The following is an 18,023-nucleotide window of genomic DNA, read 5'->3' as shown; positions in this document are numbered from 1 at the left end:
CCCCCGCAGGCCCCGCCCCGCCTGATCTTCTTCGGCGTCACGCCGGAGCGGACGGATCACCGTCTCCGGGGGGATCCGCGGAGGCGTCGTCGGACGGGGTGGGACGAGGCGGAACCAGACCCGCTTCGCGCATCACCCGCCTAACCGTCGTCTCCAGTGCGCTGTCCTCGGCGATCACCGTCTCGCACCGGTCGGGCAGCAGGTCCAGCGGCCGGTACCACTGCCGCATCTGCGCGGCCCCGAACTCGTCCCGTTGCGGCCGGCCCGCGTGCCGGCGGAGCGTCTCTTCCCAGGAGGCGTCCAGATAGAACCAGGCGCTGCGCGGGTGGTCACGTCGCAGGTAACCGCGCCGTCCCGTCATGGGTGAGGTAGGTCACATCGGTTCGGCACATCCGTGATGCATTCGTAACATGGAATTGCATAGATGCCTAATGCAACTATGCGGACCGTGAGCCGAGGGCTACGTCCGGTGCGAGTCCTCGGCGTTGGCGCTGGAGGTAGCCCATGTGCGGAATCACCGGTTGGGTGGCGTTCGGCCGCGACCTGCGGGCGGAGCAGCCGACCGTGGACGCGATGACGGAGACGATGTCCTGCCGTGGCCCGGATGACCGCGGCACCTGGGTCGGTCGGCACGCGGCGCTCGGCCACAGACGGCTGGCCATCATCGACCTGCCCGGCGGACGCCAGCCGATGAGCGTCGACACGCCCGGCGGGCCCGTGGTGATGGTCTACTCCGGAGAGGCGTACAACTTCTCCGAACTGCGCCGCGAGCTGATCGGGCGCGGGCGCCGGTTCCGGACCGACTCCGACACCGAGGTCGTCCTGCAGGCCTACGTGGAGTGGGGCGACGCCTTCGTCGAGCGGCTCAACGGCATGTACGCCTTCGCCATCTGGGACTCTCGCGAGAACCGCCTCATCATGGTCCGCGACCGCATGGGCATCAAGCCCTTCTACTACTACGAGACCTCCGACGGCGTGCTGTTCGGCTCCGAGCCGAAGGCGATCCTGGCCAACCCCCTCGCGGAGCGCACCGTGACCCTCGACGGTCTCCGCGAGCTGTTCGCGTTCGTCAAGACGCCCGGCCACGCGATCTGGGAGGGCATGCGCGAGGTCGAGCCCGGCACGATCGTGACGGTCGGTACGAACGGCGTGCGCACCACCCGCTACTGGACGCTCGAGACCCGTGAGCACACCGATGACCAGGAGACGTCGGTCGCTCACGTGCGCGAACTGCTGGAGGACATCGTCCGCCGCCAGCTCGTCTCCGACGTGCCGCGCTGCACCCTGCTGTCCGGCGGGCTCGACTCGTCGGCGATGACGGCGATCGCCGCCGAGCAGCTCGCCGAGGTCGGCGAGACGGTGCGCAGCTTCGCCGTGGACTTCGTCGGGCAGACCGAGAACTTCGTCCCCGACGAGCTGCGCGGCACGCCCGACACGCCGTACGTGCACGACGTCGCGGCGAAGTCCCGCACCGAGCACCAGGACATCGTGCTCGACTCCGACGAGCTCGCCGACCCGGACGTGCGCTCGAAGGTCATCCGGGCCCGGGACATCCCGGCGGGGTTCGGTGACATGGACGCCTCGCTCTACCTGCTGTTCAAGTCGATCCGCGAGCACTCGACGGTGGCGCTGTCGGGGGAGTCGGCCGATGAGGTCTTCGGCGGCTACCAGCAGTTCTTCGATCCGGTGGCCCAGCAGGCCACGACGTTCCCCTGGCTGGTGCGGTTCGCCCGGCACTTCGGTGAGGACGACAGCATCCTCGCTCCCGAGCTCGCCGCGACCATCGATCTGCCGCGGTACGTCCAGGACGCCTACGACACCTCGGTGGCCCGGATCCAGCGGCTCGACGGAGAGAGCGACTTCGAATGGCGCATGCGCAAGGTGTGCTATCTGCACCTGACGCATTTCGTGCGCATCCTCCTGGACCGTAAGGACCGCGCCTCGATGGCGGTCGGTCTGGAGGTGCGCGTGCCCTTCTGCGACCACCGCCTGGTGGAGTACGTCTACAACACGCCCTGGTCGCTCAAGACCTACGACGGGAGGGAGAAGTCGCTGCTGCGCGGCGCCACGCGCGACGTGCTGCCGCAGTCGGTGGTGGAGCGGGTGAAGTCGCCGTACCCGTCCACACAGGACCCCGCGTACGCGGTGAAGCTGCAGGAGAACGCCCGCGAGTACCTGTCCACCCCCGACCACGCCGTGTTCGACATCGTCAGCCGCGACTGGCTCGCCCGCGCGGTCGAGGTCGACACACCACAGATCACACAGGCGTCCCGCCATGGCCTCGAACGCACGCTCGACCTGGCTCTTTGGCTGGACATGTACAAACCAACCCTGAAACCATCCTGACCATGACCGAAGAGGCGGTGCACACCGACGAGGCGCTCGACGTCGTCATCGCGATGCACCGCCTCATGCGCCGTCTCCGCGCGTCGGGCCAGAGCGGCACGGTGCACCCGACGCAACTGATCGTGCTGGCCCTGCTGACCCAGCACGGCCCGCTGCGCATCGGCGAGATCGCCCGGCGCGTCCCCTGCTCGCAGCCGACCGCCACCACCGCGGTGGCGGGGCTGCTGGCGGGCGGGTACGTCGACCGCAAGGCGGACCCCGCCGACGGCCGCGCAACCCAGGTGGTCGGCACCGAGGCGGGCAGGGAGATCCTCCGCTCGTTCGCACGCGGCCAGGCGGAGGTCCTCGCCGGGCTGATGTCGGCCATCCCGTCGGAGCAGGCGAACCTGCTCCTGGCAACCGCACCCGTCCTCAGCCACCTGGCCGACCTGCCGGCCCCACCGGACCCGCGACCGCCGGGCGACACGCCCGACCGCGACGGGACGCCGGCCGGGCCCCCGGCCACGGCGAGCGGGCGGCGCTACGCGATGGATCCGTCGAGTGACGTTCGGCGGGAACCGGGTGCTTGACGCTCACCGGCCGTCGATCGAGATGCCGTATGTGCTGATCTTCCGGTAGATGGTCGCCCGCGAGATGCCCAGCAGATGGGCCGCGAGGGCCTTGTCACCGTCGGTGTCCCGCAGCGTGCGGACGATCGCGTCGCGCTCCATGGACTCCCATGGGGTGAGTACGCGCCGGCTGGTCACGTGGCAGGACTCGGGCAGGTCCTGCGGTTGGATCTCGCCGATCCGTCTGCGGGTCAGTGCGGATCGCAGTGCCTGAAGGAGTTCGGTGACATTGCCCGGCCAGCCATAGCGCAGCAACACCCGCATGGCCGCAGGTGAGCACGATACGGGCCCGCCGCGGGAGAGCCTGCGCAGCAGGGCAGGCACGAGGTCGCGCACGTCCTCGATCCGGTGGCGCAGCGCCGGCATGGTCAGCGTCACCGCCAGCGCGGACGACAGGTCCTCCGGCGGCCTGGCCTCGAGGTGGGTGGTGGCGACCACCCAGGGCCGACCCGGATGGTGAGCAGTGGTGCGCATCCACGCCAGGAGCGCCGGGATGGTCTCTTGGGGGTACCGCTCCGGGTGGCGCAGTACCACGGTGGCTCCGGGTGTGCCGATGGCTTCGGTGATCCGGCGTTGGCAGGCCGGCCGATCCTCGGCGAGATCCTGTGGCCGGATCACCACGAAGGGGCTCGCCGGGCTGTGGCTGCGGTGCACGGCCTCAGCGAGCGCCAGTTTGCCCACTCCAGGCTCGCCTTCCAGGAGCACCCAGGTGCGGTTCCTGCAGTGCGTCTCCAGATCGGTGCACGCCTTGGTGAACGCGTAGGAACTGCCGGCCAGCCTGAGCTGGGGAGGCCGGATCAGGTGCCGAGGTGGCCGGGCGTCCGGTGCGATCTCGATCTCGACGATGGCACCGGCCGGTTCGGCCCGCGCCCCCACCGGGCGGAGCCGAATGGTGGCCATGTCGCCTCCTGCCAGCATGACCTGCTCGACCAGTTCCCGGCCCGCCCGCGACAGCTCCGTCACCTTGTCCCTGAGGATCGTGTGGTCGGTGGAGTCGAGCAGATGAGCGGCGTGCTCGTTGGCGATGACCAGGTCCTCGCTGACGGTGACGACGGCGCCGCCGCGTCTGCTGATGCCGAGGAACGCGGTGAGCAGAGCCCTCTCGTGCTCCGATCCGAGTTCCAGCAGCCGCTGTTCGATGTCCTCGGCGGCCTCGCTCGCCAGGGCGGCCATCAACGGGTTGGCGTCCTTGATCCAGCATGTGATGTCGATCAGGCCGGCCAGTCGTCCCGTCAGCGGGTTGTGAACGGGTGCTCCCGCGCACGCCATCGCGTGCAGTCGTTCGGTGAAGTGCTCGGTGCCGAAGACGGCGGCGACCTGGCGCGCCTCGATCGCGGTCCCGATGCCGTTGGTCCCGACGTACTCCTCGCCGTAGCCGAAGCCCGGGGCGAGCTGGAGCCGGTCGAGGCATGCGGCCAGGGAGGCGTGTTCGACCCGCCGATCGAGGATCCGGCCGTGGGCGTCGGTCAGCAGAAGGCTGGCCGAGGCGTCGGACAGCACCTCCTGCAGCCGGTCCAGCACGGGTGTCGCGGCGTGGATCAGGCGGCCATCGGTGTCGAGATCGTCGAAATACGGCGGATCAAGGTGATCACTGGCGACACCGGACAACCGCGAACGCCGCCACGACTCTACGATCCCGGTCCGGATCGGCAGGCGGGGAAGGTTCCCCGATTCCAGGAAAAGCTCTCTGGCCTTGGCCACAGCGCGGCATGGATCGCCGCTGGTCTCGATCACTACCGGCCCCCTGGCGCTGGTAGCGTCCGCTCCCTCTCACCTTCAGACTATGCCCACAGCACCCGGTGGGTGCCAGGTCATCGCAGCCGTAGAGCGTAGAAGCGATTCCTCCCGGGAAGACGGCGGCCCGGACGCGGACCCGGGCCGCCGTGGATGGAGTGCCGACCTCGATCCGTGTTGAGGGACGGAGGCTCAGCGGCGTCCCCGACCACCTGTCGGGCTGCCGTCGCTCATGGGCGCCATCATCGGGTTCGGGGAGGCGCCGACTGCGACGACATGGCCGGTGCCGGCCGTCGGGGCACTGGCGGCTGCGTACGCAGGCGGGGCGAAGACGGCGGCGGCTGTCGCCAGACCCAGCGCTGCGATCGTCTTCTTCAGCATCGTGATCTCCTAGATGGGTGCGGGTGGCCGGTCGGTCACCACTCCCAGACAAACCCGCTACGCCAACGCGGGACGTCTAATGTTGAGACGACGCGTCATCTCCGGGCGCCTACGCGGCCACGGCCCGAGGAGACCTCGGCGCGGCTCCATCGCGGCCGACTATGCGGGACGTGCCCCTGAATACCCAGGGTCTCCGGTAAGCGACCCCAGTGCCGTCCAGGAGACCGCTGCGTCAGGCGGACCGCAGCAGTTCGTGGAGCCGGGTCGTGTCGATGACGTGCGCCCGGGACGGGAACACCTTGTTCACCAGCACCTCATGGGCTTCGGCGTCGGGGTCGGCGACGCCGTCCGACAGGATGTAGACGCGATAGTCGCGGTCGGCGGCGTCGATGAGGGTGGAGAGGACGACGCCGCTGGTGCTGATGCCGGAGAGCACCAGGGTGTCGATGCCGCGATCGCGCAGTTGCCGGTCGAGGTCGGTGGTGGAGATCCCCCCGAAGCGGATCTTGCGTACCACGATGTCGCCCTCCTGGGGAGCGATCCGCTCGTTGAGCTGGGTGGTGGAGTCCTGGTGGTGCATCATCTTGGCCGCGGCGACCGCGGTGAAGGTCTTGTTGGTCTCCGGGACGGCCGCCCAGTCGTCCTCGGTGAAGGCGACGCGGACGTACCCGATGGTGCCGCCGGCGGCGCGGACCTCGGCGATGGCGCTGTCGACCCGCTCGAGCAGCGCGTCGCGGTCGGGGATATGGGCGACGATCCCGTTCTGGAAGTCCATCGCCAGCAGGGCGGTCCGCTCGGGATCGATCGCCGGGACTGCAGTGGTGCTCACGTGCTGTTCTCCTTGGGTGGTGTTACTGGTTGCGTTGTCGTCGGTGCCGGAGCGCTGGTCGGTGTCGCGGCGGCCCATCAGTCGGCGGTCCAGGACCGTCAGCAGCAGGACCACGACACCCGCCGCGACCAGCACGACGCCGAGGGTGTGCAGGCCGTGGTCGCCGACCCCGTCGCGGAAGACGATGCCGGTGGCCACGGCCGAGACGATGGTTCCGAGGTACCCGAAGGTCCGGAACAGGCCGGACGCGGTGCCGATCTGCTCCGGCGACGCCGAGAGGTAGAGGGCGGTCTGATTGCCGACCGTGGTGACGGCCGAGGTGACGCCGAAGATCAGTGAAACCGAGACGATCGCGACCATCGGGCTGTGCGAGGTGAGCAGCACGATGCCGATGGACCCGGCCAGCATGGTCGCCGCCGAGGCGATCAGCGGACCGCGGACCAGGTTGCGGCTGGCGAGCGGGCGTGACAGCAGCGCGGAGACCGCGCCCATCGGCAGCAGCAGCAGTCCGGCGTCCTCGGCGGAGATCCCGCGTGCCGCCTCCATCCACTGCGTCATCCCGTACATCACGGTGTAGATGCCGAGCAGGGTGAACGCCTGCCGCAGGTAGGTCCGGCCGAGGGCGCCGTTGGCGGCGAGCCCGCGAAGGTCGAAGAACGGCCCGGTCGTACGCAGTTCCCACCACACCGTCGGCACGGCGACCACCATGAAGGCGGCGAGCGCGTACCAGTCGGCGTGCGGCAGGCTCATCAAGAAGATGATCAGCGAGGTCATCGCCGTGGCGAAGCCGAGGATCCCGGGCAGGTCGATCCGGTCGGCGACCTCGCGGAAACCGCGCGGTCCGCCCTCGCGTACCGGGTCCCTGGGCACCCAACGCACGGCCATCGCCATCGCGAGCGCGGTGACCGGGATGTTGATCAGGAAGGCCCAGCGCCAGCCTGCGGCGCCGACCAGCAGGCCACCGATCGGCGGGCCGATGGCCACGGTGGCCATGCCGGTGACCGCGATACCACCGAGCACGCCGCCCGGCGGCGACTTCAGCCCGGCGTCCGCCGCGCGGCGCCGGATCAGCACCATCGCCGACGGGAAGCCGGCCGAGGTTCCGACGCCGACGAGCACGCGGGCAACGGTCAGCATCGCCAGGTTCCGGCCGAAGCCGCCGACCAGGCCGCCGAGCAGCACCAGGAGGATGCCGCCGAGGAAGACCCGGCGCGGGCCGAGCACCTCCGCCAGCTTGCCCGCCGTGGGCTGCGCGATGGCGCTGGTCAGATACAGCGAGGTGACCAGCACGGAAGTGCTGCCCACCGAGACGTGCAGGCCGGTGGCGATGGGCACCAGCGCCGTCGCGATGATGGAGCTGTTGATCGGGTTGAGGCTGGAGCCCACGTAGAGCGGCGCGGTGAAGGTCCAGGCGAAGGGATCGCGTTCGCCGTCGCGCGACGGCGAGTCCGCCGCAGCGGCGTCGGTGTTCATGCGCCGCCGCTCAGATCCGCCGCGGCGAGACGTTCCAGCAGCTCGATGGCCTTCTCCAGGCTCTCGCGCTCCCCGGGGGCGACGACTTGGTCGATGGCTCGCGCCAGGAAGGACTCGCGGCCGGCCAGCAGCGAGGTGATGAGCTCGGCAGCGGATGGATCAGCGCTGATCAGGGTCTTCCGGCGGTCCTCCGGGTCCGGCTCGCCGCGGACCAGCCTGGCGGCCTTGAGCACCGCGAGGCTCTGCGCGATGGACTGCGGGCTGACGTGCTCCAGCGCGGCGAGACGGGCCGCGGTGATCGGGCCCTCGTCCACCACGCTGCGCAGCACCGAGAGCTGGGTGATGGTCAGCCCGAGAGAGTACATCCCCGACTCGGTACGCAGGCGTCCCCGCAGGCGCTTGATCGCGTGATCGAGACGCTGCGCCGTCGCCGCTGACGGCTTTGACCCGAGATTTCCCTCCATGGCCTGCACGTTAGCAGTTAGACAAGCAACTTTGCCAAGTTGCTTGTCTAACTGCGTGCGATGCGGCCACATGCCCCGGCCAAGTTGTCAGACGTGTAATCATGTCCACATGTCTCGATCGGGTCTCTTGACGGTCACGGTGGTCGACGCGCTGGTCGAGGCGCTGCGGGAGCAGATCCTCGACGGGCAGTGGCCGCCGGCGGCGCCGGTCGCCGAGGTGGAGGTGGCACGGCGTTTCCAGGTGTCGCGGCCGACGGCGAAAGCGGCGGTGCGCACGCTGGTGTTCGAGGGCCTGCTCCGACAGGACTCGCACCATGCGGCCGTTGTTCCATCCCTCTCCGCTCAGGACATCGAGGATCTGTACTTCGTCCGCATCCCGCTGGAGCTGGCGATGGTCGAGCGTCTCAGTCAGGCGAACGATGTCCGGCTGGACGACGCCGAGAACGCGATCGTCGCCTTGGAGAGGCTGGCCGATGACGCGGTGACCAGCTCGTTCGTGGCCGCGGACCTGGGCTTCCACCGTGCCCTGGCGGCGGCGGCCGGCAGCCGGCGCCTCGAACGCTCCTACAACGCGCTGGCGGGGGAGGTCCACCTGTGCATGATGCAGACGCGGCAGGCCCTCGGCCGTACGCGGATCGCCGGCGAGCATCGGCGGATCCTCCAGGCGATCCGAAGCGGGGACGGGCCCGGCGCGGTGGAGGCCGCCCGGCGGCACCTGGCCGGAGCACGGGACGCGCTGCTGAAGAGCGGACCGGACGGCCTGAAGGAGTAGCCGGCTCCGGGCGTGCGGCGGACGCCGGTGCGCCTTTCCGGTCGTCGCCGCATGCCCGGAGCCGGGTTCGGAACGTCAGGCCTGCCGAGTCCGCTGGCGCTGCCGGCCGAGACCGTCGATCTCCAGTTCGACGACGTCGCCCGCCTTCAGGTAGTCGGCCGTGGCCGATCCCATCGCGACGCCGGCCGGCGTTCCGGTGTTGATGATGTCGCCCGGCCGCAGGACCATGAACTGGCTGAGGTACCAGACGAGATGGTCGACTCCGAAGATCATGTCGGCGGTGGTGCCGTTCTGGCGCAGCTCGCCGTTCACCCACAGCCTGAGACGGAGATCCTGCGGATCGGTGACCTCGTCGGCGCTGAGTATCCACGGGCCCAGCGGGTTGAAGGTCTCGCAGTTCTTGCCCTTGTCCCACTGGCCGCCGCGCTCGAGCTGGAACTCCCGCTCCGACACGTCGTTGCTGATCGCGTACCCGGCGATACAGGCGCGGGCCTGCTCGACAGAGTCGAGGTAGCGCGCGGTGGTGCCGATGACGACTGCGAGCTCCACCTCCCAGTCGGTCTTCTTCGAACCACGAGGAATCAGCACGTCATCGTGAGGACCGACGACGGTGTCCGCCGTCTTGAGGAAGAGGATCGGCTCCTCGGGCGGGGTGGCACCGGTCTCGCGCGCGTGGTCGGCGTAGTTGAGCCCGATGCAGATGATCTTCCCGACCCGGTCGAGTGGAGGGCCGAAGCGCCCCGGCTCGACGACCGGCAGTCTGCCGAGGTCGAGCCGTTCCGGAGAGTTCACGAGCTCCATGTCGATGGTGTCGGTGAGCGGAGTCAGATCGCGCCAGAGGCCGTCGGGCCCGGACACGATGGGCCGCTCGGCTCCCGGCTCACCCGTACGCGCGAATCTCATGGTCAGTGTGGTCCTTTCGTTGAGAGGGCGAGGAACTCGGTCAGGTGCACCGCGCGGACACGTGATCGGTGTCGGCGCAGTGCCTGGCGAAGCTGGCGCAGGCACCCGGGGTTGACCGCGACCACCATGTCGACGCCGGCGGCCTCGATTTCGGCCACCTTGGCCTTCGCCAGCGCCCGCGATTCGCGTGGGCGGACCAGCGAGTACGTGCCGGCGGCGCCGCAGCACGTGGCCGCCGAGGGAAGTTCGACATAGTCCGCGACACTCTGCAGCAGTCGCCGCGGTTCGCGCCACACGCCGAGGCCGTTGCGAAGGTGACAGGAGTCCTGCAAGGTCACCCGGGCGGGCCGGCCGTCGATCAGGACCGGCTGGAACCGCTGGTCCTGGACGTATTCGGAGAACTCCCGTACCCGCTCCCGCCCGATCACCGAGGCGAGATGGGCGGCGCATCCGCCTGAGGTGGTGACGATGGTGCCGGGCAGGTCGTCGCCGAGGCGGCGGGCCAGCGCCGCGCCCCGTTCGGGCTCTCCGTTGTGCGCGTGCAGCGCGCCGCAGCAGCCCTGGTCCGGATCCGCCGCGAGGCCCGGTGCCAACGCGAGCGCGGCACGGCTGACACGCGGGAACAGCGTCCGCTCCACGCAGCCGAGCATCAGCTGGTCGGCCTCGTCGGCCCTCCGGCGGGCGGCCCGCCGGAGGATCCCGGCGAGCCGGTGGGCCGGGCGCAGCCTCACCAGCAGGACAAGGGCGCGCACGATCAGCGGACGGCGGCGTCCCTGCCACTGCGCGCCGCGCCACTGCTCGAGCAGTTGGCCGTACTCGACGCCGGCGGGACAGACCGGCTCGCAGGCGCGGCAGCCGAGGCAGAGGGAAGCCTGCTCGGCCAGGGTGGGATCGTCGACGTCGAGCCGCCCGGCCTCGAGCGCTCGCATGAGGGTGATCCGGCCGCGGGGCGAGGACGCCTCGTCACCGGTCATGGCATAGGTGGGACACGCCGGGAGACAGAACCCGCAGGAGATGCAGCGGCTCAGCCGGTCGGCGTCGAAGAGGGCGGCCACTTATGATCCCAACTTTCCGGGGTTGAGGATGCCCGCCGGATCGAAGGCGGACTTGATCCGGCGCAGCAGGGCCGTCTGCTCCGGCCCGAGGCGTTCGGCCAGATAGGGCAGCTTCGCCGCGCCGACGCCGTGCTCGCCGGTGATCGTCCCGCCGAGCGCGATCGCGGTTCGGAAGATCTCGCCGAAGGCGCGTTCGGCCCGGGCGACGGCCTCGGTGTCCTCGGCGGAGGGCAGCACGCACGTCGGGTGGAGGTTGCCGTCACCGGCATGCCCGAATGTCGCGATCACGACGTCGTGCCGGCGCGCGATGTCGTCGATGCGGGCGACCATCTCGGCGAGACGGGGCCGGGGCACGCTCGCGTCCTCGAGGATCGTCAGGGAGCCGAGCCGGGACAGCGCCGGGAGGGTGCAGCGGCGGGCGGCCAGCAGCGACTCGGCCTCGGCGACGCCACCGATCTCGACGGACAGGGCGCCGCTGTCGAGACACGCCTGTCGCATCCGCGCGAGACTCGCGGCCACCTGATCGTCGCCGCCGTCGTCGCCGAAGAGCAGCATCGCGCCGGCCGTCGCGTGCAGCCCGAGGTGGGCGTAGGCGTCGACGGCGTCCATGCACCGGCGGTCGAGGAACTCCAGCGTCGCGGGCACGACGCCGCGCGCGATGATCTCGGTCACGGCATGGCCCGCCGCCGCGAGGTCGGCGAAGTAGGCCAGTCCGGTTCCCGTCGTCGCGGGCGCGGGCAGCAGGGCGACGGTGGCCTCGGTGATGATGCCGAGGGTTCCTTCCGAGCCCGTGAGCAGCCGGGTCAGGTCGTATCCCGCGACGTCCTTCCACAACCGGCCACCGGTGGCGACGATCTCACCGGTTCCGAGCACGGCGGTGAGGCCGAGGACGTAGTCGCGGGTGACGCCGTACTTCAGCCCGCGCAGTCCGCCGGCGCAGGTGGCGATGTTGCCGCCGATCGTGGAGACGGTGTGGCTGCCCGGGTCGGGCGGATAGAACAGGCCGTGCTCGCCTGCCGCCTTCGCCAGCGCCGCGGTCGTCACGCCGGGCTGGACCCGGGCCAGCAGCTCTGCCGGGGCGATCTCCTCGATGCGCCGCATCTGGGCCGTGGTCAAGACGATGCCGCCCTGCTGGGCCGAGGTGGCGGCGCACAGGTTCGACCCGGAGCCTCGCGGAATGACCGGGAGGCGATGCTCGACGGCGATGCGGACGATCTCGGCGATCTGCGGCGCGTCGTCGGGCTCGACGACCGCCTGTGGGTAGGCGTGGAACAGCGGCGTCGCATCCCGCGCGTACGCCTCGAGCACCCCGGGGTCGGTGCGCACATTCTCGTCGCCGACGACCGAGCGGAGCTGCCGCAGGACATTGGTGGAGAGAGATCGATCACTGAACATTGTCAGACATGTAAGCATGGCAGCAGGCCGTCGTCCAGAGTCGGGATCGATCGACGCGGATGCGCGCCCCGCGATTAGGGTGAGCGGCAGTGGAGGTGCCCATGACCGATCTGGAGCTCACCTGGCTGCGCTCCTGGCTGGAGGTCGTCGACTCCGGCGGCTTCGCCCGAGCGGCTGCGCGCGTCCACCTGTCGCAGCCCCGCATCTCGGCGCACGTCGCGAGCCTGGAGAAGGCGCTGGGATGCCCGCTGATCGAGCGGCGTACCCGCCCGCTGACCTTGACGGATGAGGGCAAGCGGCTGCTTCCCCGGGCACGGTCGATCATCGCCGCCGTCGACGACACGGTGTCGGACATGCGGTCGACGACGTCGGTCGCGGGCCGGCTGACGATCGCCAGTTTCGCGAGCGCGAGCTCGGAGTTCCTGCCGCCGTTGCTGAAGCGGTTGCGTGAGAAGAACCCGCTGATCGAGGTGGGGGTTCTCGACGGCGACGTGCAGGTGATCGAGTCGACGCTGTCGGTACGGCGGGCCGCGGTCGCGATCCGGCCGTACCGGCCGGAACCCGCGGATCATGCTCTGCTCCGGCGGCCGCTGTGGCGGGAGCCGTTCGTGGTCCTGGCCCCCCTCGGTCATCCCATCCTGGCCCAGGAGTCCATCGGCCTCGAAGAGATCGCCCAGTACCCGGTCATCACGATCGGCGATCCGCTGGACACGCCCATCCTGGGGTACGAGGCGTCGCTGGCCATGCACTCCAGTCGGCTGGAGCCCGAGGTCGGGATCGTCTCGCACCAGCCGACCACGCTGACCGCGATGGTGCGGGCGGGGCTCGGCCTCGGATTGGTCAACCTGCTCGCGGCGACCATGGCTCGCCGCGACGGGCTCGAGACACGCCTGGTCGACGACCCCCACCTGTACCGCGACGTGGGCCTGTGGTGGCACTCCGAACGGCCGTTGAGCCGGGTCGCGCAGGCGTTCATCGATCTCGCCGTGGCGAGCGAGCGGCCTCCCGGCACGCTTCCCATCCCCGACTGAGCCGTCCCGGGCCGAGTTCTGCCCTTGCCTGAGGCGGCGTCGGCCCGTCGCCCGGCGTTATTCGTGTTTCGAATCCCTTGTATCCACAACTCGTCGTTGTTACGGACGTGTTGCCGGTGGCTGAATGTGTGCCGAACTCGAACTCTCAGATCGGCGTTCGCCGCAGTTCAGGAAGGATACGGGATGGGACTAGACGACTCTGACGACGCGTTCGGGGTGCTCTCGCCGCCGTTGGTGGACCTGCCGCGCGGTGACGCCGGCGCGGTCATCACATCCGTGGAGACCTACGCGCTGGCCGTCCCCCTCAAGCAGCCGATCGCCGATTCCACGGCGGGGCTGCGGTCCTGGATCGTCCCCGTGGTCGAGATCCGCACGGCCGACGGACGTGTCGGAACGGGCATCTCCGGAGTGCACTGCGCTCCAGAGCTGCTGTGCGATGTGATCAGCCGCTACTACGCGCCCTCGCTGCTGGGAGCCGCGTCCGAGGACATCCTCGGGACCTGGAAGCGGTTGTACTGGCTGCCGACCCACTGGCTCGGCCGGGCCGGCGTGGTGCACATGGCACTGGCGATGGTCGATATCGCGTTGTGGGATCTCGCGGCGCAACGGGCCGAGGTGCCGCTGTGGCGGCTGCTGGGCGGCAGCGCCGAGGCGATCGAGACCTACAACACCGATGGAGGCTGGCTGAACTACCCGGTCGACACGCTGGTGCGGGATCTGACCTCGCTGATCGACCGCGGCTGGCGCCGAGTGAAGATCAAGGTCGGCAAGCCCGACTGGCGGGAGGACGCCCATCGGGTACGCGCGGTCCGCCGAGCGATCGGCGACGGCATCACCCTGATGTGCGACGCCAACCAGCGCTGGGATCTGTCGACGGCCGGCCGGCTCCTGCCGGTCCTGGAAGAGGTCGGCATGGACTGGATCGAAGAGCCCCTGCATGCCGACGCGCTGGACGGGCACGCCCGGCTGCAGCGGGCCACGCGTGTCGACATCGCCGCCGGGGAGAGCCTGTACTCCTATCACCACTTCGCCGGTTTCATCGCGGCCGACGCGATTCGCGTGGTGCAGGTGGACGTGACCCGTGTCGGCGGGGTCACCGAATGGCTTCAGGTCGCCCATCACGCGGCCGCGCACGGGTTGCGGATCGCCCCCCATGCCGGCGACATGATGCAGGTACACCAGCACCTCGTCGGTACGACGCTGAGCGACGTGCCGCCGCTGGTCGAGTTCATCCCGTGGACCCAGGACGCGTTCGAGCAGCGCAGCGTGGTCAACGAGGGCTACCTGGAACGTCCGCAACTTCCCGGCGCGTCGACGGCCGTCCATCGTGACGCCCGCCGTAACTGGCAGATCCGCGGTGTCGGCCACGTCGCCGAGCAGGGCGGGACCGCCGCCGAGCCGCATCGGTCACGGACCGCCGAATCTCGTAGCGAAGGAGAAGGACAGTGAAGCGCGGAACCGGTATCGCTCTGCTGGCCTCGACGCTGGCCGCCTCGCTGCTCGCCGGCGCGTGCGGCAGCGGGAGTTCCACGGGTGGCGGGGGATCCGGCGGTGGCAAGAAGCTCGTGATCGGCGACATCCTCTTCGACACCGACGCTTACCAGATCGCCCAGCAGAAGCAGATGCAGAAGTACGCCGACAGCCTGGGCATCAAGATCATCTTCGAGAACCAGCAGGGGCAGGGCACCAAGGCGCCGGACCTGATGCAGAACCTGCTCACCCGCGGCGTCGACGGCATCATCATGCAGCCGGCCGACGCGAACGTCGCTGTTCCGCTCGTCAGGCAGGCGCAGGCCGCGAAGGTCCCGGTGCTCGGGTGGGCGATCCCGTTCGGGGCCGGAGCGACCGCCCCGTACGTCGGACTGGAGGAGAAGACGGAGACCGAGGCCGCCGGTAAGGCCGCTGCCCAGTACGTCCAGCGGAACTTCCCGGGACAGCCCGTCAAGGTGCTGATCGTCACGATCACCGGCGTCTCCAGCTGCGCGAACGACCGCATGGGGCCCTTCGAGAAGGGGGTCAAGTCCGTCGCGCCGGACGCCCAGATCACGACCGTCAACGGCGCGGCCAACCGGAACACGGCGGTGACCGTCGCCGAGGACGCCCTGCAGCGCGACAAGGGCTACAACATCGCCACCGGCTGCAACTCCGACATGGCGATGGGGGCACTGCAGGCCTTCAAGTCCGCGGGACTGGGCGGCGCGACCGGCAAGAAGCCCGACCACACCTACTTCTACAGCATCAACGGAACCGACGAGGAGTTGCGCGCACTCACCGATCCGGCGTCACCGCTGATGGCCGACCTCGGGCTGACTCCCAAAGAGGTGGCCCAGACCTTGATCGACACCATGCGGCAGATGATCAGCGGCAAGATCCCGTCGCGCAGCGCCTACACCGCGAACGTACCCGACAAGCCGCTCGGGCCCGACTGCACCGCCGCGAACGACTTCAACAAGTCCGAGTACTTCGCGACGGCGAACCTGCCCTGTGTCGGCAAATGAACCCGCACCGAGCGCCCCGGGCGACGACGCGTCCACGGACGCATGAGCAACGGCGAGGAGACACGATGCACACGGCGAGCGGCACCGACCTGCTCGTGATCGATGAGCTGACCAAGAGCTACGACGGCGTGCGGGCACTGCGGGGTGCGAACCTCGTGGTCGACCGCGGCGAGATCCACGCGCTCCTAGGGGAGAACGGAGCCGGTAAGTCGACGCTGATCAAGACCCTCGCGGGCGCCGTCAGGCCGGACTCGGGAACGATCACGTTCGACGGAGCGGCCGTCGAGTTGGGCTCGCGAGCCGACTCGATGAGCCGCGGCATCAGCGTCATCTTCCAGCACGCCAACCTGGTTCCGCAGCTCACTGTCGCGGAGAACGTCGTGCTCGGCAACGAGCAACGGCTGTTCGGTTACCTGCGCGACGGCCGGCAGCGGGAGGCGACCCACGAGGTCCTGGCCCGCCTGGGCATGCGCATCGACCTGAACCGGACCGCCGCGAGCCTGCGCGCCGGCGAACGGCAGCTCGTCGAGATCGCCCGAGCGCTGCTGCGGCGGACGAAGCTGCTGATCCTCGACGAGCCCACCGCCTCGCTGGGCACCGAAGAGGTGGAGCACCTGCATCAAGTGCTGCTCGAGCTGCGCGACAGCGGCATCGGCATCATCTACGTCTCGCATCGGCTGGAAGAGGTGCTCTCCGTCAGCGACCGGCTGACCGTCCTGCGCGACGGCCGGACCGTCGGCACCAGAACCGCCGCCGAGACCAGCACCGCCGACGTCATCCAGCTGATGATCGGCCGCGACGCCTCTCACGTCTTCCGCAAGACCTCCGACGCACGTGAGGAGGTCGTGCTCCGAGTACGGGACCTGACCACCCCGACCGGGCTCCAGGGGATCGGCTTCGACCTGCACGCCGGCGAGATCCTCGGCGTCTACGGACTGCTCGGCTCCGGCCGTACCGAACTCGCCCGCGCCGTCTTCGGGGCCGACCCGATCGGCAGTGGCCTGATCGAGACACCCACCGCGCCCACCGGCCGCAGGCGGAATCCCTACCGAGCCGCCCGCGCCGGCATCGGCCTCGTGCCGGAGGAACGCACCACCCAGGCGATGTTCCCGCTGCTGTCGATCACGGACAACATGAGCTCGGGACGGCCATGGCTCTACACCAGGTGGGGCGTCATCCGTAACCGGCGGCGTCGGCACCTCGTCGAGGAGATGGCCCGGCGGGTCCGGCTCAAGGCGGCGTCGACGGGCCAGAGCATCGCGGCGCTCTCCGGCGGAAACCAGCAGAAGGTCGTTCTCGGCCGATGGATGCTCGGCGGCTCCAGGCTGCTGATCCTCGACGACCCCACCGTCGGTGTCGACATCGGCGCCAAGGAGGAGATCTACCGTCTCATCTCGGAGCTCACCGCCGACGGTACGGCGGTCCTGCTGCTGTCCTCCGAACTGCCCGAGGTTCTCGGCCTGTCCGATCGCGTCATCGTCCTCTTCCACGGTGCGGTCGCGGCCACGTACACGAGCGACGACGTGTCCGAACAAGCGCTGCTGCGCGCCGCGCACGGGGAGGCGGCATGACCGGTATGGAAGGCATCACCTCCGACGCCGTCCCGGCGCGAAGGTCCTCGATCGGCTCCGGGCTGAAAGTCTGGTTCGCCCGGCCGACGAGCAAGACGCTCGTCATGAACCTCGGCATCCTCATCGCCCTGAGCGTGTGGCTGTCGTTCGCGACCAGCCAGTTCACGACGTCCCAGAACATCACCAACGTCCTCGGCCAGGTCTCCTTCATCGGCATATCCGCGTGCCTGGTCACTCCCGTCATGGTCGCCGGCGGCCTGGACCTGTCCGTCGGCTCGATCATCGCCGTCGCCGGCGTCACCGCCGCCAAGTTCGTCGCCGACGCCCACTGGCCCATCGGATGGGCGTTCCTCATGGGCGCTCTGGCGGGCGGCGTCATCGGGGCCCTCAACGCCTTCCTCATCGTCGGGATGAGGATCAACCCGGTGATCACCACTCTCGGCACCATGTACATCGGCCGCGGCCTGGCGAACGTCGTCGCCGGCGGGTCCCCGGTCACCGGAGTGCCGTTCTCCTTCAACGACCTGGCGACCTCTGACGTGGGACCGGTCCCGGTCCCCGTCGCGATCTTCGCTGTGACCGCCCTCGTCATGATCTTCGTCGAGCGCAAGACCATCCTCGGCCGGTGGACCGTCGCCAGCGGCGGCAATCAGGAGGCCGCACGCCTCTCGGGCATCCCGATCAACCGCACCCGAGTCACCCTCTACATCCTCTCCGGCCTCGCCGCGGGCGTCGCGGGCATCCTCTTGAACTCCCGCATCGCCACCGGCGACCCCAACTCCGGCACCGGCTTCGAGTTCGACGTCATCGTCGCCGTGGTTCTCGGCGGTACCGCCATCACCGGAGGACAAGGGAAGATCATCGGTTCGATCGTCGGTGTCCTGATCGTGGGCGTCCTGAACAACGGCCTCAACCTGCTGGGCGTGTCAACGTTCTACCAGTACATCGTCCAAGGCGGCGTGC

At 69.6% G+C, this 18,023-nt stretch carries 16 protein-coding genes; 8 read left to right on the top strand and 8 right to left on the bottom strand.

Features of this window, described 5'->3' with window-relative positions:
- Positions 1 to 37 precede the first annotated feature (37 nt).
- Positions 38 to 361 carry a hypothetical protein gene (locus AB0L00_RS14685; protein ID WP_364433308.1) on the bottom strand — a complete coding sequence of 108 codons (324 nt, stop codon included), beginning with the start codon at positions 359 to 361 and terminating at the stop codon, positions 38 to 40.
- Between the two features lie 143 nt (positions 362 to 504).
- Here AB0L00_RS14685 and asnB point away from each other — a divergent pair, with 143 nt between their 5' ends.
- Both asnB and AB0L00_RS14675 read left to right on the top strand, forming a co-directional pair.
- Positions 505 to 2,346 (top strand): asparagine synthase (glutamine-hydrolyzing), encoded by a 1,842-nt coding sequence (gene asnB / locus AB0L00_RS14680; protein WP_364433305.1) that lies wholly within the window; start codon positions 505 to 507, stop codon positions 2,344 to 2,346.
- Between the two features lie 2 nt (positions 2,347 to 2,348).
- Positions 2,349 to 2,915 carry a MarR family transcriptional regulator gene (locus AB0L00_RS14675; RefSeq protein ID WP_345360952.1) on the top strand — a complete coding sequence of 189 codons (567 nt, stop codon included), beginning with the start codon at positions 2,349 to 2,351 and terminating at the stop codon, positions 2,913 to 2,915.
- A gap of 3 nt (positions 2,916 to 2,918) precedes the next feature.
- Here AB0L00_RS14675 and AB0L00_RS14670 read toward each other — a convergent pair whose 3' ends face one another.
- From AB0L00_RS14670 to AB0L00_RS14655, 4 genes are all read right to left on the bottom strand, one after another.
- Entirely contained in the window at positions 2,919 to 4,562 is a 1,644-nt protein-coding gene (locus tag AB0L00_RS14670) for a helix-turn-helix domain-containing protein (protein WP_364433301.1), read from the bottom strand.
- 318 nt (positions 4,563 to 4,880) lie between these two features.
- A complete protein-coding gene (locus tag AB0L00_RS14665; protein ID WP_345360946.1) occupies positions 4,881 to 5,069 on the bottom strand; it encodes a hypothetical protein in 189 nt (62 codons plus the stop codon).
- A gap of 232 nt (positions 5,070 to 5,301) precedes the next feature.
- Positions 5,302 to 7,371, bottom strand: a complete 2,070-nt coding sequence (locus tag AB0L00_RS14660; RefSeq protein ID WP_364433298.1) for an MFS transporter — start codon at positions 7,369 to 7,371, stop codon at positions 5,302 to 5,304.
- Positions 7,368 to 7,835: a MarR family transcriptional regulator gene (locus AB0L00_RS14655; RefSeq protein ID WP_364433295.1), complete on the bottom strand. Its 468-nt coding sequence runs from the start codon at positions 7,833 to 7,835 to the stop codon at positions 7,368 to 7,370. The genes AB0L00_RS14660 and AB0L00_RS14655 overlap by 4 nt, the downstream gene beginning before the upstream one ends.
- Positions 7,836 to 7,944: 109 nt before the next feature.
- On the opposite strand from AB0L00_RS14655, the gene AB0L00_RS14650 reads away from it, so the two are divergent.
- Positions 7,945 to 8,607, top strand: a complete 663-nt coding sequence (locus tag AB0L00_RS14650; protein ID WP_364433292.1) for a GntR family transcriptional regulator — start codon at positions 7,945 to 7,947, stop codon at positions 8,605 to 8,607.
- Positions 8,608 to 8,682: 75 nt separating this feature from the next.
- On the opposite strand, the gene AB0L00_RS14645 is transcribed toward AB0L00_RS14650, so the two are convergent.
- From AB0L00_RS14645 to AB0L00_RS14635, 3 genes are read right to left on the bottom strand one after another with little or no spacing between them, the layout of a single operon-like run.
- Positions 8,683 to 9,510, bottom strand: coding sequence for a fumarylacetoacetate hydrolase family protein (locus tag AB0L00_RS14645; RefSeq protein WP_364433289.1), 828 nt, complete (start codon positions 9,508 to 9,510; stop codon positions 8,683 to 8,685).
- A gap of 2 nt (positions 9,511 to 9,512) precedes the next feature.
- Positions 9,513 to 10,565 carry a (Fe-S)-binding protein gene (locus AB0L00_RS14640; RefSeq protein WP_345360931.1) on the bottom strand — a complete coding sequence of 351 codons (1,053 nt, stop codon included), beginning with the start codon at positions 10,563 to 10,565 and terminating at the stop codon, positions 9,513 to 9,515.
- Positions 10,566 to 11,960 (bottom strand): FAD-linked oxidase C-terminal domain-containing protein, encoded by a 1,395-nt coding sequence (locus tag AB0L00_RS14635; protein ID WP_364433286.1) that lies wholly within the window; start codon positions 11,958 to 11,960, stop codon positions 10,566 to 10,568.
- Positions 11,961 to 12,061: 101 nt separating this feature from the next.
- Between AB0L00_RS14635 and AB0L00_RS14630 the strand changes: the two genes are divergently transcribed.
- From AB0L00_RS14630 to AB0L00_RS14610, 5 genes are all read left to right on the top strand, one after another.
- A complete protein-coding gene (locus AB0L00_RS14630) occupies positions 12,062 to 12,991 on the top strand; it encodes a LysR family transcriptional regulator (protein ID WP_364433283.1) in 930 nt (309 codons plus the stop codon).
- A gap of 183 nt (positions 12,992 to 13,174) precedes the next feature.
- Positions 13,175 to 14,440, top strand: a complete 1,266-nt coding sequence (locus tag AB0L00_RS14625; RefSeq protein ID WP_364433280.1) for a mandelate racemase/muconate lactonizing enzyme family protein — start codon at positions 13,175 to 13,177, stop codon at positions 14,438 to 14,440.
- The gene (locus AB0L00_RS14620) at positions 14,437 to 15,489 is read left to right on the top strand and encodes a sugar ABC transporter substrate-binding protein (RefSeq protein WP_364433277.1); all 1,053 of its coding nucleotides are present in this window, start codon (positions 14,437 to 14,439) and stop codon (positions 15,487 to 15,489) included. Before AB0L00_RS14625 ends, AB0L00_RS14620 begins: the two co-directional genes overlap by 4 nt.
- A gap of 65 nt (positions 15,490 to 15,554) precedes the next feature.
- Complete coding sequence (locus tag AB0L00_RS14615; protein ID WP_364433274.1) at positions 15,555 to 17,060, top strand: sugar ABC transporter ATP-binding protein; 1,506 nt, start codon at positions 15,555 to 15,557, stop codon at positions 17,058 to 17,060.
- A partial coding sequence (locus AB0L00_RS14610) for an ABC transporter permease (RefSeq protein WP_364433271.1) occupies positions 17,057 to 18,023 on the top strand: 967 nt, incomplete at its 3' end. The genes AB0L00_RS14615 and AB0L00_RS14610, both read left to right, overlap by 4 nt.

Origin of the sequence: Actinoallomurus sp. NPDC052308 (assembly GCF_040679195.1) — a bacterium.
Lineage (GTDB): Bacteria > Actinomycetota > Actinomycetes > Streptosporangiales > Streptosporangiaceae > Actinoallomurus > Actinoallomurus liliacearum.
The sequence above is the reverse complement of the archived record's forward strand: the minus strand, read 5'-3'. Positions and strand labels throughout refer to the sequence as shown.